This is a genomic window from Ferrimonas sp. YIN67 (genome assembly GCF_057219095.1).
The window spans coordinates 532,796-546,153 of sequence record NZ_JBXVVJ010000002.1; the positions used below are offsets into that span (position 1 = coordinate 532,796).

Here is a 13,358-nt window from a genome sequence, read left to right on the forward strand (position 1 = left end):
TGAGAATTTTGCTGCGAGAGAGGGTGATGAAGCCGCTCGCCTAAAGAGACTGTGAAGGACCACCTCTCCAAAGACGCAAGTGTCTATTTTAAAAGCTTTTCAGCCCTAAAGGAGACGACATTTGCACCACTTTTGTGGATTTTAAAGCTAACACCCAGGTCTCACCGAAGCCCTTGAAAGCGCGATTTCCCAGAACCTTGCCCCCCAAATCCGCGGCTTGGAACCCATATTGAGTCAGTAAACCGCAGATTGCCCATAACAATGAGCCAAAAATCTTGTATACTTGCGCGGAATTTTGGCGCTGATTTTTTATAGAGTGAAAAATGGCTGACTTATCCAAGTACCGTAACATTGGTATCTTCGCACACGTAGATGCCGGTAAAACCACTACCACCGAACGTATCCTGAAACTGACCGGTAAGATCCACAAAACCGGTGAAGTACACGATGGCGCTGCCACCACTGACTTCATGGAGCAGGAAGCTGAGCGTGGTATTACCATTCAGTCCGCTGCGACCACCTGTTTCTGGAACGACCACCGTCTGAACATCATCGACACCCCTGGGCACGTTGACTTCACCGTTGAAGTTTACCGCTCCCTGAAGGTTCTCGATGGTGGTATCGGCGTATTCTGTGGTTCCGGTGGTGTTGAGCCTCAGTCCGAAACCAACTGGCGCTACGCGAACGAATCCGGCGTTGCACGTCTGATCCTGGTAAACAAGCTGGACCGTATGGGTGCAGACTTCTTCCGCGTAACCGAGCAGGTGAAGAAAGTACTGGGTGCACGCCCACTGATCATGACCCTGCCTATCGGCCGCGAAGATGACTTCGTCGGTGTGGTAGACGTACTGAGCCAGAAGGCTTACGTATGGGACGACACTGGCCGCCCAGAAAACTTCGAGATCACCGACATCCCAGCCGACATGGTTGACGATGCCGCTGCCTACCGCGAAGAGCTGATCGAAACCGCTCTGGAAGCGGACGAAGACCTGCTGATGGAGTACCTGGAAGAAGGTACCGAGCCAGCACTGGAAGAGATCAAGCGCTGTATCCGTAAGGGTACCAAAGAGCTGCTGTTCTTCCCGACCTACTGTGGTTCTGCCTTTAAGAACAAAGGTATTCAGCTGGTTCTGGATGCGGTAACCGATTACCTGCCATCCCCAACCGACGTTGATCCTCAGCCTCTGACTGACGCTGCTGGTGAGCCTAACGGTGAATTTGCACTGGTTTCCGAAGAAGAGCCTCTGCGTGCCCTGGCATTTAAGATCATGGACGACCGTTTCGGCGCCCTGACCTTCGTACGTATCTACTCCGGTAAGCTGAACAAGGGTGACACCATCCTGAACTCCTTTACCGGCAAGACCGAGCGTATCGGTCGTATGGTAGAGATGCACGCCGATGAGCGTAACGAGATCTCCACTGCGCAAGCCGGTGACATCATCGCCATCGTTGGCATGAAGAACGTGCAAACCGGTCACACCCTGTGTGATCCTAAGCACGAGTGCACCCTGGAGCCAATGATCTTCCCAGAGCCAGTGATCTCCATCGCTGTATCTCCGAAGGACAAAGGCGGTTCTGAGAAGATGGGCGTTGCGATCGGTAAGATGGTTGCAGAAGATCCAACTTTCTGTGTTGAAACTGATGAAGATTCCGGTGAAACCATCCTGAAAGGTATGGGCGAACTGCACCTGGACATCAAAGTAGACATCCTGAAGCGTACCTACGGCGTAGAGCTGGTAGTTGGTCAGCCACAGGTTGCTTACCGCGAAACCATCAACAACGCAATCGAAGACAGCTACACCCACAAGAAGCAGTCTGGTGGTTCCGGTCAGTTCGGTAAGATCGATTACCGCATCAAGCCAGGCGAGCAGAACTCCGGCTTCAAGTTTACCTCTTCTGTTGTTGGCGGTAACGTTCCTAAGGAATTCTGGCCTGCCATTGAGAAGGGCTTCGCTGGCATGATGGAAACCGGTCCTCTGGCTGGCTTCCCTGTGCTGGACGTTGAAGTTGAGCTGTTCGACGGTGGCTTCCACGCCGTTGACTCCTCTGCTGTTGCCTTCGAAATCGCTGCGAAAGGCGCTTTCCGTCAGTCCATGCCTAAGGCCGGCCCACAGCTGCTGGAGCCGATCATGAACGTTGACGTGTTCACCCCAGAAGATCACGTTGGTGATGTTATCGGTGACTTGAACCGTCGTCGCGGCATGATCAAAGACCAAGAAGCTGGTGTTACTGGTGTTCGCATCAAAGCAGACGTACCTCTGTCCGAAATGTTCGGTTACATCGGTCACCTGCGTACCATCACTTCCGGTCGTGGTCAGTTCTCCATGGAGTTCAGCCACTACTCTGCTTGTCCGCAAAACGTTGCTGAAGCAGTTATCGCGGAAGCCAAAGAGCGCGCTGCTAACAAGTAATTTTTACTTGAGCTAAGCCTCTAAAGCCCCCGCTGGTTCGCCAGCGGGGGCTTTTTCTTTGGCTGTGTACCAGATAACTGTTGCACTGAACTACCTTAATCTGTTCATAGACTTAGCCACCAGCATCCTTGTCGCGCTGGCGACAGCCATCTCTGTGAGTCAGAGCATGAGGACTCGTCCCGGCTGCGCTCCCCGTTTGCCTCGCCAAATCTGCATTGGGGCCGAGGCTAGATACGGATTTCTGTCTTTTTTCGCCTCTCGTGTCTTCGCACTCCGTAGCGATTACCCGCAGGCATCGTCCTCGAAGTCGGCGAAGATACCTGGAGGGGCATCGAGTTTTGGCTTTCTTTTCAGAAACTTTTAGCCGCAACAGCTAATTGGGATATAGCTTTTTCTTTTCCCGCATCATCCCTTCTATCGCACGCAACACTTGCGTAACATCAGTAAGCCTCAGCCCTCCTCATACGAGCCATACGACAGGGATAGTGAAACTCGATGATGCTCCACACCATGACCACGCTGGTATCGCTGCTTGCGTCCACATCGTTACAGACCTACTGCAACCCGGTGGATCTTCCTTACCAATACAACGAGGAGATCCCGGCCAATCGCGTCTATTTCAAAGGTGAGCGCCTGACCGCACGCAGCAGCGGTGCCCCCGTGATGCTCAATCACACCGAACAGGGCCTCCACCAGGGTTACTATCTGTTTGCCTCCCATGGCTATGGCTACTGGCGATCGGACGATCTCATACGCTGGCATCATGTGCAGCCCAAGGGAGACTGGCCGGTCAGTTACTTCCGCAATCAGGGCCCCCAGTTCCACCGGGAGTTAGAGGACGGCGTTGAGGTCAACTACCGGGACATGATCGCGCCCGCCGCCCTCTCCACCCAGGACCGTTTGTTTGTCATGCCCTCCTCCCACACCCATAAGGCGCCCATCTTTGCCAGTGTCGATCCCAAAAACGGATTGTTCGAGCGCTTTGATGACAGCATTGCGTTTCCCCGCTTCGGGGACAACAACCTGTGGGATGTGGGGCTGTATCATGAGCCGGACGACGATCAGTGGTACCTCTATTGGGGCTCCTCAAATCTTCACCCCGTGGTCGGCAGCAAGCTTTTCAGCCACTCGAAGGAAACCCTGGATCCCGCCCGTAAATACCTGATCAACCTCTACCCGGAGCGCCATGGCTGGGAGCGATTCGGCGTCGAGCACCGCTCCGCGGCGGCGCCCTATATCGAAGGCGGCGAGATCACCAAGCATAAGGGCAAATATTACCTGCAATACGGGGCGCCCGGCGGGATCGGCAGCGTGTTCAGCAACGGCGTCTATGTCGGCGATACCCCCCTGGGTCCGTTTCGCTACATGGCCAGTAACCCCATGGCCTATAAGCCCGGCGGCTTTGTCCATGGGGTCGGCCATGGCAACACCTTTGCCGACAAGTACGGCAACTACTGGAACACGGGAACCTCCTCCCTCCGCATCAACTGGAACTTTGAACGCCGCGTCACCCTGCTGCCGGCTGGCTTTGACGACGATGGCCTGATGTACACCCAGACACGGTTTGCCGATTTTCCCCATAGGATCCCGGATCAGGCCAGCGCCCCAGGGGAAAGTCTGTTCACCGGCTGGATGCTGCTCTCCTACAAAAAGCCGGTGGCGATCTCCTCACAACTTGAGCCGGACTACCCGGCCCACCACCTGACCGATGAAGATCCCAAGACCTTCTGGGTCGCCGCCAGCAACGCCAAGGGAGAGCACGCCACGGTCGATCTCGGTCAGCCCTACCGAGTCAACGCCATTCAGCTCAACTACACGGATTATCTGGTCCGAAACCTGGCGTTGATCCCGCCGATGCCGGTCCGTGAGTCTCAGGATGCGTACTACCGCGAGCTCTACACCCACTTCAAATTGCTGGCTTCCGAAGACGGCCAGCAGTGGCAAACGATCGCCCATAATCTGGAGGAGCGGGACAATCGGGCCAACCCCTATATTGCCCTAGAGCAGCCCGTCCATGCCCGCTACATACGGTTCGAAAACCACCATGTGCCCACGGCTCACCTGGCACTGAGTGATATCCGCGTCTTTGGGATCGGCGACGGCAAACTACCGCCGACACCGGCCAGCCTGAGTGCAACGAGGGATCCCAAGGATGGCCGCAATGCCCACATCCAGTGGCGGGGAAGTGACGATATGGTGGGCTACAACCTGCGCTGGGGGATCGCCCCGGATAAACTCTATCAAACCTACCAGGTGTGGGCCGACCAACCCAATCAGATTGAACTGCGGGCGCTGACCAAGGGGCAGGACTACTACTTGGCCATCGAGGCATTTAATGAACATGGCGTTTCAACGCTGTCAGCGCCCATCGCCCTGCCGGCCCTTGAGTCGGAGCCGACGATCAATCCGCGCTACCGCGAAGCGAGCAAAGCGAGTCTCGCTCAACGCTAGCAAAACAAAAAAGCCCACTCCCCTGTCAGGGAGTGGGCTTTGTCCAACCTCGCGGCTTAAGCCATCTTGGCGATCTCGCCGCGCCAGAAGGCCGGTCCGCTTTCGTGCACATTGTTGCCATCGGAATCGACGGCGACGGTCACCGGCATATCCTGCACATCAAACTCGTAGATCGCCTCCATGCCGAGATCCTCGAACGCCACCACGCGGGAATGCTTAATGGCCTTGGCCACCAGATAGGCCGCCCCGCCCACCGCCATCAGGTACACGGACTGGTGCTTGGCAATGCTATCGACCGTGGCCGGGCCCCGCTCCGCCTTGCCAATCATGCCCATCAGGCCGGTTTCGGACAGCATCTGCTCGGTAAACTTGTCCATCCGGGTCGCCGTGGTTGGTCCCGCCGGACCAACCACCTCGTCGCCCACCGCATCCACCGGGCCCACGTAATAGATGAAGCGCCCGTTGAAATCCACGCCCTCCGGCAGCCCTTCACCCGAGTCCAGCAGATCTTTGATCCGCTTGTGGGCCGCATCCCGCCCGGTCAGGATCTTGCCATTGAGTAGCAAGACATCGCCGGCCTTCCAGCTACGCTGCTCCTCCGCCGTCAGGGTATCCAGGTTGACCCGCTTAACCTTGTCACCGATCTCCTGAGTCACCTCAGGCCAGTCGGACAGGCTGGGCACCGGCAGCTCTGCAGGGCCGCTGCCATCGAGGTGGAAATGGACATGACGGGTCGCGGCACAGTTAGGGATCATCACCACAGGCTTGGAGGCGGCATGGGTCGGCGCCGACTTGATCTTCACATCCAATACCGTGGTCACGCCGCCCAGCCCCTGGGCACCGATCCCCAGGTTGTTGGACCGTTCGAAGATCTCCAACCGCAGCTGCTCTTCGGCGGTTTGAGCTCCACGGGCCTGCAGCTCGTGGATATCGATATGCTCCATCAGGGACTCTTTCGCCATCACCGCCGCCTTCTCAGCGGTGCCGCCGATCCCGATCCCCAGCATACCCGGTGGACACCAGCCTGCCCCCATGGTGGGCAGGGTCTTCTCCACCCAGTCCGCCACACTGTCGGAAGGATTGAGCATCACCATCTTGGACTTGTTTTCCGAGCCGCCCCCCTTGGCCGCGATCATCACTTCCACCTCACCGCCGGGAACCATCTCCACATGCACCACGGACGGGGTATTGTCCCGAGTATTCTTCCGGGCACCGGCGGGATCCGCCACGATGGAGGCGCGCAGCGGGTTATCCGGATTGGTGTAGGCACGACGGACGCCCTCATCCACCATCTGCTGCACAGTCAGATCACTGTCCCACTGCACCTGCATGCCAATCTTCACGAAACAGGTCACGATCCCCGTATCCTGACACAGGGGGCGGTGGCCCTCGGCACTCATTCGAGAGTTGATCAGGATCTGCGCCATCGCATCCTTGGCGGCAGGATTAAGCTCCCGCTCGTAGGCCTGGGACAGGGCTTGGATAAAATCTTTTGGGTGATAGTAGGAAATGTATTGCAGCGCATCAGCCACGGAACTGATGAAGTGCTCTTTTTGGATCACAGCCATTGCTCACTCCAGGGGTGTCCTACCCCAACATCTCAGGGTAACCGGTTGGAACCCGGTCGGTTTTGGTTTGCCCTATGATACCGCTCCCGACCTGTGACGGCCAGCTTTCGTGACCTTGGTCACACTTGCATCTCAAAGGGATAACGCATTGATACAACACGCTAACCCAGACCCTTTGGGCATCATGTTACACTCAAAACATCCCGAATTTTGGAGATAAATGGCATGTCGAATCTGTTCAAGGCCCTCATCGGCACCGCAGTGCTGATGTTGAGTCTGTCGGCCCACGCCAATTTCCCGCCCATCGCAGGCGGTCAACCCGATCGATACCATGCCGGCAAGGCGGTCTGGCATGATCTGTTCAGCGCCGATCCCCGAGCCAGCGCCGAATTCTACCAGACCGTTTTCGGTTGGCAGATCGTCGCCAGTGACAGCGAGCCTTACTGGTTGTTCTACAATCAGGGGCTGCCAGTCGCCGGCTTGGTGATGCGCCAGGAAAACGATAAAGAGCGCGCCGGTGCCATGTGGATCCCTCACTTTTCCCTGCCCTCACTCAATGAAAAGACGCCCATCGCGCCTTCGGCCCGCTGGCTGATGCCGCCCCGGCCCATGGGTCAACGAGGCGTTCAAGCCATCGCCGCCGATCCTCAGGGCGCGATCTATGGGCTGCTGGCCAGTGATGCCGGCGATCCCGATGACTATCGCAGTGAGATCGGGACCTTCGGCTGGCATCTGCTGTTCACCCCGAAACCCGAGGCGGCTGCCGCCTTCTATCAGTCGTTACTCTCGACCGAGCGGGTGCCCGCGGGTGAAGGCTGGCTACTCAGCTCCGATGGATTCAACCGAGCAGGGATCAGCCCCAGCCAACAACAGGAGGATCGTGCTCCCGCAGTCTGGATCGCCGCCATTACCGTGGCCAATCCCGGTGAATCCGCCCGCCAGTCCATTGCCGCCGGAGCCCAGTACCTGCAAGAGCCCACCCCGGATGCAAGCATCATCCTGATGGTGGATCCCGTTGGCGCGCTGTTCGGACTTATCGCCCAGCACGACACTGAGGAGCCAGTGAAATGACCCTGTCCAGACGTCCCTGGTTAATGCTAATCACTGCGGCACTGCTGCTCACCGGGTGTTCCAATACACCAAGAACCGCCTATACGACCACCTGGCACTCCAGCTACTACGTCGGCTCCTACTGGTACGATCCCTGGTACTACCATTACTGGTATTATCGCCCCATCTACTGGCGCCCCTATCCGCCGATCCGGCCGCCCAAGCCGCCGGTGAAACCCATGCCGCCCATCGAGCGTCCACCGGTCCACCTGCCGGAGGGCCCAGGAGTGCAGCGCCCTATCCAGCTGCCCAAAGACGCCACGCCCGTGCTGCCCGCCCAGTTACCGGCGAATCCAGGTAAGCCCTCGGTGCGTCCAACCTTGCCCACGGTGACACCGGAGCAACTGCCCAGCAGACCGGCCCAGCCGGTACAGAGGCCGAGCCATGCGCCTGAAGGGATGCCGGTACAGAGGCCGCAAACACGGCCATCAGTACGTCCGGAACCCCGCCCACGCAGAGACCCGGTTCGTCCAAGCATTCAGCAGCCCAGGCATTCGCAACCGGCCATCCGGCCCATGCCCCGCCCGGTCACCCGCCCCATGCCTGCGCCGCGCCCAGCCCCCATGCCCAGAACCCGTATCCAGCCGTGAGTCACAGGCCCGCCCACCGGGCGGGCCTCATTCCTTTCTCGAGGGGACATTGGCTGCCAATCCCTGATAAGCATCCCGGATCTGCATCAACGCCTCGTCCTCAGCCGCCAGGCGTCCGGCGATCTGCGCCAGAACCCGCTCATAATCGCCCTGCTCTATCCCTTGCCCCTTGGCCTTATAGTGAAACTCGTGGGTGATGTCGCCCCAGGCATCCTGCAACTTGGTGCGGATCTGGATCTCACAGAGCATCTGCGCCGCCTCGATCCCGACGCTCTCATCCCCACCACGAACGCAGTCATACCCCACCTTCGCCAACAGATGTATCGCCCGATAGCCCGAAGGTTTCGGCTGAGTAATGTAATCCTCGATCCCGGCATCAAAATTCAGATGCTTGGAGTGAGAAATAAAACGCATCATGCCGTCACAGTCATCGACAAACCAGCACACCAGGCGCGCACCGATCAGATCCTGGATCACATCCGTGATCTGCTCAAAGGGAGGCCACCCCTTGCGCGCTAACTTGGCCAACACGCTGTTGATCGTTTTCACCCTTGTCCGAACCAACACCGCTTCCGGTGGCAACCGATGACGTCGACAATACGCCTGTGCCAGCTGATCCAGGCGGATCTGCAGCAAGGCTCGGATCTGCCCCAACTGCTCCTCATAGCGTGCAAAGTAAGCCACCACACGTTCACGTCCCGCCGCCATCACGGCATCCTGCTCTCCCGCCACCCCAGCCTCCTTAACCGGTTCGCCTGCTGGCAGCTTAGAAGTTCACATTCCACAACGCGAATTGACTCGTTCTCCCTCGCCAAGATCTCGATACATTTACATGACTCCTAGCACCCGCCACGATGGCCAAATCACTGGGATCAGTACCTCACCTCCCGCCCCGACATCGCCCATACCGTAACTGAACTGCACTCCAGCGGGCTCACCACCGACAAGGGTATTGAGCTGGGTCTGTACCCCAACAAACCGCAGCTGGCCGCCATGATGCAGACGGTACCGCCTCCGGCATCACCAACGTCGGTACCCGAGTGGCACCTCGACAAAAGCCAACTACGCCCAGGTGCGTAAACCGCCCAACCTCTAGGCACTCAGTCGCCAGCAGGCTATCTGGCAACACGCCTGGGACAGCTTGCGTGCCACCACCTGGGCTGGGTCATCAGCGTCATTTCTTCCTCATGACCCTCGAAAAGTTCGACAACCACAGCAACCTGAGGAAAAACCACAACGGGTTGATGGCCGGCATCGATGATGCGCTGGGCAGCTTCTCTGCCTCCCATGCCGGTGAAGGGCTCACCGACAAGGCCTCGCCTTTACCCTGTCCGACTTTGGCCCCACCATCGAAAACGCCAATCAAGGTACGGATAGCGGCAGGACCAGCAACCCGTTGATGATCGGTGGCGGGCTCAAAGAGGGCAGAGCCTACGGCCACGATCCAGAATTTAACCCGGATGATGCCGATGCCAGCGCCAATAATGTGACCCCAGCCAGGCCCATGAACCGATTGCCGCCAACAGCGGCCCCGGGTTCGGCCTCACTGACAACTCGGTGGACCAACTATTCCCCATACAGCAACAGGGCAATACCAACCCCATCTCCAACCGGTAATTCGGAGTCCACTCCAGCACTGACCCCCAAAGCTTGTCAGTCAGCGAGGACGCCCAGGTTCCCGGAGGCGAACACGCCAACAAGGTCTATGCCACCGCCACAAACCTGACCATCAAAAACGCCAGTATCCATCAAACTCGCCATCTGTTGCGTAAACATGATGTAAGCGCCCTGGTAAGGCCCGTCCAAATGCTGCCTTGCGGCTCCATGTCACCAGTACAAAGGCCGCGATTTCGCGCACCGCCACAGCGTACCGGGCCGACAGCAGCGACTGGCGCGAAAACAGCGTCACCGGGAACACCCAGCCTGCCCCGGCAGTCGCTGATAACAGCTTCGAAATAACCACTGCCGACGTCGATCGCTGGCTGGAGATTGCCGCGAGTGATCTTGTACTGAACCAAAGCGGCCTGTTAACCCTGGTACTGATCACCACCAGCCCCAGGGAGAGAAGATCCCACTACAACATTGCCAGCAAGGAGTACGGTAGCGAGTTTGCCGTCCAACTAATGCTGCTTAGCAAAGAGACTCCAGGAGCCCTTAACGCAAAGAGCCCGTCCATCGGGACGGGCTCTCTTTCAGGCAAAGAAGTAATGGACCACTAAGGCCCATTTCATATAAACGAAACGCGCTGGTGCATTTCACCTAGGGTCGCTCCTGAGACCCAAGGCCGCAGTGCATATCAACCTAAGTTTCCGGGTGTGCTCAGGCTCTCTTTACAAACTTGGCTGTCACCATCATCTCGCCAGCCCCTTCCACTTTGCAGTCAAGCTGGTGATCTTTCCCTTCGAAAATGCGCCTGATCACCGCTTTGGTCCCTATTTTCAGTACCTGAGAACTTCCCTTCACCTTCAGATCTTTAGCCAAGGTGATCTTATCGCCCTCTTCCAACGGCGTGCCATTGGCATCTTTTATCACCAGAGTATCCGTTTCCGTGGCGACTTCTGCAGGGTTCCACTCATGCGCACATTCGGGGCAGATCAGATGGGTTTGATCTTGGTATACAAATTCAGACTGACACTTAGGACAAGGAGGAAAAGACATACACACTTACTTGATAAATTGAGACTGGCGTAAAGGGTAATGCCTCTATCCAGGCTTAGCGAGTCGAACCGCTCTGGAACTTGAGATAACTCGCTGTTCTGCGTTGCCACTGCCGGCTAGTCGTTGTCCCGTCGTGGCACCACGGCTTACTAAACAGCGTCCACCCAAACATTACATCAGAGAGGTGAGGCGATGAGGAGATGAGAGCCACCTCAGTAGCCGCTCAATGCCCCCTGATCACGCCGGTTATGGTCTTGGGGCGCGGTGCACTACTTTCTTATTCTGTGGACTCGCAGATGGCTTACCGAACTTCCGCAATGCCTTGTAGTAGGCAGATGCTGTAAAGTTGGAAACGCCATCCTCCTTGCAAATATCTTTAAATAATTGGTCCGCAGCCTTTCTATGCGTTCGTGCACTAAGCTCCTCATTTCGCATCAATTGATACAAAGCATCATGAATCAATGAGGCGCGCATGTTTTCTTCTGTATCAATTACCGGTCCGGAGGGACCATCCCAAGCATACCCACTCTTAATGAGCAGATTCCCTTCGGTGTCCAAACCAATAAACTCCGTCTCAATATCTGACTTAGGTAAAATACAAATAGTAATTTTGTAGTCATTCGCCAATTGATATTTATACTTGGCTCTGTACCTGATATATCCTTCCGTAGCCATTACGATACCTCTTGATGCTTCATGCCCCGCTCAGCGGAAGCAGTTTGGCTGGCTAAAATCCGCGAGGCACGAGCGATAGCCAACCAAACGATTGCGATCCGCCTGTAGCGCTTTGTTATGTTTCACTATTGCTGACAAGGTGCATGGTTCTAACTCTATAATTTTCTTCAATTGCAACTGTTGCTGCCATTAATCCAGAGAGAAACAGAATTCCTAAGCATATTGGGATAATGGCTAGGCTACTTGTCATAGCCATGAAGCCAGATGAGAAAACCATAATGAGAACAAATATTAGTGATAAAGCACTAAGTGCAATGCCAAAAACGGCCGTAAGTCTTGCAAGAAAGAGCAACAAGCCAAGATTCTCAGATTTAATATTTTTATAAGGTTTCATCAAAACTCCTTCTTTATGATGAACTACAGAAACATAACGCCTGGTTCAGCCGCCGCCGAAGGCGGTCGGGTGGAGGGGCGAAGCCCCGGAACGAACTGGAACCATTTGTTATGGGGCGTGGTTAGCTTCTGACTCGTAGTGTTGGTGATGATCAAATGTATAAAACCAACTGTTGTAATTTGTAAGCTCTACAAGCCTATCCTCAAAGTTAAGTTGATTTATAAATAATGGCTGAAAAACAATATTTACTTTTTCGTTTTCTTCCGTGAAGATGTGCGGGTTAATGATTAATTCTTTTGAATGTACGCAGAAGATACCAATTATGTCATGTGGAAATAATCCAGATTTTAATGTTTCTTCTCGTTGTTGTTTATAAATTGCGTTTCCAGATTTTAAAGTTGGGACATAATTTCTTTCAATTCTTTTTCGTAAATTGGATTTTTGTCTGTGATCATTTCTTGATATGGCAATTATTACATATTTACGGTTGCAGTTTTCTGTTGAAAATTTTGAAGCTTGATCAAAGCTATATGATGTCGATAGTGATATTGATCTGCCCACTGTACCGATATAACCAGCTGTATGGAGTATTGCCCAAAAATAATCTCTAGCTTCAACACCTACAGAATCAATCATTTCTATGAAAGTTTGTTTATTATCTTTGTTGGAGAAAAAATCAAAGAAGTCGTCATTGTCTTTTATGAATTCTTTTATTTCATCTTTTTTTGATTTTCTTAACCCATTCATTCTGTCAAATATTTTACTTGAAGTTTTATTGCTCACATCTGCAATGTCAACAAGCCATTTTCTATCAACATTGTCATTTCTAAAGTGCTGAGCCTTTTCTCCAAAGTAAAAAAGCCTTTGAGCAAGCTCAGTATCATTTAAATCTTGATCTAATCCATTTAGCCTGTCTGATAAATATTCATAATCAAGACCTCTGTAAATCAATTTACTTGAGAGTCTATTTGAAGAATTCAATGAAAACAGTACTTGAAGTATTTTTTCTAACTGTTTCTGAGTGAGATCTTCACGCCTGTAATCTGAAATTGTATAAATTTCTTTATAGTTAATCATATTTTGTTATTTACTCGTAGCACCATAACGTCCCGCTCAGCGGAAGCAGTTTGGTTGGCTAAAATCTGCGAGGCACGAGCGACAGCCAACCAAACGATCGCGATCCGCCTGTAGCGTCTTGTTATCTCTCGTCACCACGGCTCACAATGCCCTTTTTCGTAGAGCTCAGATAAAGTTTCGTCAACCCTACGCTTCAAATACTGATCGTAATCAATACGAAGATCACCTTCAGAGTTAGCATGCCGAGTTAGGTTTCTATCGTGCCTTTGTAACAATTCACACAAGGAAGAGAAAACTGCATCAGTCTCATTGTTTTTTAATCTATCCACATTATCCAATCCAATCAGAATGGAAATGTGTGACTCTCCCCTCGATTGTTGAAGGGTCAACTTAGCATCTTCTCCAACTTGCCACATTACTGTCT

The 13,358-nt window shown here is 54.3% G+C and carries 12 protein-coding genes; 6 read left to right on the forward strand and 6 right to left on the reverse strand.

Going from position 1 to position 13,358, the window contains the following annotated elements; translation table 11 throughout:
- The first annotated feature begins 323 nt into the window (after nucleotides 1-323).
- Together fusA and AC2D8U_RS06085 are read left to right on the forward strand one after the other, a co-directional pair.
- Nucleotides 324-2,411, forward strand: a complete 2,088-nt coding sequence (gene fusA / locus AC2D8U_RS06080; RefSeq protein WP_484618159.1) for an elongation factor G — start codon at nucleotides 324-326, stop codon at nucleotides 2,409-2,411.
- 495 nt (nucleotides 2,412-2,906) lie between these two features.
- A complete protein-coding gene (locus AC2D8U_RS06085; protein WP_484618160.1) occupies nucleotides 2,907-4,862 on the forward strand; it encodes a discoidin domain-containing protein in 1,956 nt (651 codons plus the stop codon).
- A gap of 56 nt (nucleotides 4,863-4,918) precedes the next feature.
- Here AC2D8U_RS06085 and AC2D8U_RS06090 read toward each other — a convergent pair whose 3' ends face one another.
- Nucleotides 4,919-6,430 (reverse strand): fumarate hydratase, encoded by a 1,512-nt coding sequence (locus AC2D8U_RS06090; protein WP_484618161.1) that lies wholly within the window; start codon nucleotides 6,428-6,430, stop codon nucleotides 4,919-4,921.
- A gap of 225 nt (nucleotides 6,431-6,655) precedes the next feature.
- Between AC2D8U_RS06090 and AC2D8U_RS06095 the strand changes: the two genes are divergently transcribed.
- Nucleotides 6,656-7,501 (forward strand): VOC family protein, encoded by an 846-nt coding sequence (locus AC2D8U_RS06095; protein WP_484618162.1) that lies wholly within the window; start codon nucleotides 6,656-6,658, stop codon nucleotides 7,499-7,501.
- A complete protein-coding gene (locus AC2D8U_RS06100) occupies nucleotides 7,498-8,130 on the forward strand; it encodes a hypothetical protein (protein ID WP_484618163.1) in 633 nt (210 codons plus the stop codon). Before AC2D8U_RS06095 ends, AC2D8U_RS06100 begins: the two co-directional genes overlap by 4 nt.
- A gap of 27 nt (nucleotides 8,131-8,157) precedes the next feature.
- Here the strand turns inward: AC2D8U_RS06100 and AC2D8U_RS06105 are convergent, their stop codons facing one another.
- Entirely contained in the window at nucleotides 8,158-8,862 is a 705-nt protein-coding gene (locus tag AC2D8U_RS06105) for a GTP pyrophosphokinase (protein ID WP_484618164.1), read from the reverse strand.
- Between the two features lie 413 nt (nucleotides 8,863-9,275).
- On the opposite strand from AC2D8U_RS06105, the gene AC2D8U_RS06110 reads away from it, so the two are divergent.
- Nucleotides 9,276-9,530: a hypothetical protein gene (locus AC2D8U_RS06110; RefSeq protein ID WP_484618165.1), complete on the forward strand. Its 255-nt coding sequence runs from the start codon at nucleotides 9,276-9,278 to the stop codon at nucleotides 9,528-9,530.
- A 414-nt stretch (nucleotides 9,531-9,944) separates the two neighbouring features.
- Entirely contained in the window at nucleotides 9,945-10,349 is a 405-nt protein-coding gene (locus AC2D8U_RS06115; protein ID WP_484618166.1) for a CBM96 family carbohydrate-binding protein, read from the forward strand.
- Between the two features lie 100 nt (nucleotides 10,350-10,449).
- Here the strand turns inward: AC2D8U_RS06115 and AC2D8U_RS06120 are convergent, their stop codons facing one another.
- The 4 genes from AC2D8U_RS06120 to AC2D8U_RS06135 form a co-directional block, all read right to left on the reverse strand.
- Entirely contained in the window at nucleotides 10,450-10,788 is a 339-nt protein-coding gene (locus AC2D8U_RS06120) for a zinc ribbon domain-containing protein YjdM (protein ID WP_484618167.1), read from the reverse strand.
- Between the two features lie 246 nt (nucleotides 10,789-11,034).
- Nucleotides 11,035-11,463, reverse strand: a complete 429-nt coding sequence (locus tag AC2D8U_RS06125) for a DUF1353 domain-containing protein (protein ID WP_484618168.1) — start codon at nucleotides 11,461-11,463, stop codon at nucleotides 11,035-11,037.
- 115 nt (nucleotides 11,464-11,578) lie between these two features.
- The gene (locus tag AC2D8U_RS06130) at nucleotides 11,579-11,857 is read right to left on the reverse strand and encodes a hypothetical protein (protein WP_484618169.1); all 279 of its coding nucleotides are present in this window, start codon (nucleotides 11,855-11,857) and stop codon (nucleotides 11,579-11,581) included.
- A gap of 108 nt (nucleotides 11,858-11,965) precedes the next feature.
- Nucleotides 11,966-12,934, reverse strand: a complete 969-nt coding sequence (locus AC2D8U_RS06135) for a hypothetical protein (protein ID WP_484618170.1) — start codon at nucleotides 12,932-12,934, stop codon at nucleotides 11,966-11,968.
- Between the last annotated feature and the right edge of the window lie 424 nt (nucleotides 12,935-13,358).

Coding starts and splice junctions, on each gene's coding strand:
- AC2D8U_RS06100 (WP_484618163.1), top strand. CDS start 7,498: ATGACCCTGTCCAGACGTCCCTGGTTAATGCTAATCACTGCGGCACTG.
- AC2D8U_RS06085 (WP_484618160.1), top strand. CDS start 2,907: ATGATGCTCCACACCATGACCACGCTGGTATCGCTGCTTGCGTCCACA.
- AC2D8U_RS06135 (WP_484618170.1), bottom strand. CDS start 12,934: ATGATTAACTATAAAGAAATTTATACAATTTCAGATTACAGGCGTGAA.
- AC2D8U_RS06090 (WP_484618161.1), bottom strand. CDS start 6,430: ATGGCTGTGATCCAAAAAGAGCACTTCATCAGTTCCGTGGCTGATGCG.
- AC2D8U_RS06095 (WP_484618162.1), top strand. CDS start 6,656: ATGTCGAATCTGTTCAAGGCCCTCATCGGCACCGCAGTGCTGATGTTG.
- fusA (WP_484618159.1), top strand. CDS start 324: ATGGCTGACTTATCCAAGTACCGTAACATTGGTATCTTCGCACACGTA.
- AC2D8U_RS06130 (WP_484618169.1), bottom strand. CDS start 11,857: ATGAAACCTTATAAAAATATTAAATCTGAGAATCTTGGCTTGTTGCTC.
- AC2D8U_RS06125 (WP_484618168.1), bottom strand. CDS start 11,463: ATGGCTACGGAAGGATATATCAGGTACAGAGCCAAGTATAAATATCAA.
- AC2D8U_RS06120 (WP_484618167.1), bottom strand. CDS start 10,788: ATGTCTTTTCCTCCTTGTCCTAAGTGTCAGTCTGAATTTGTATACCAA.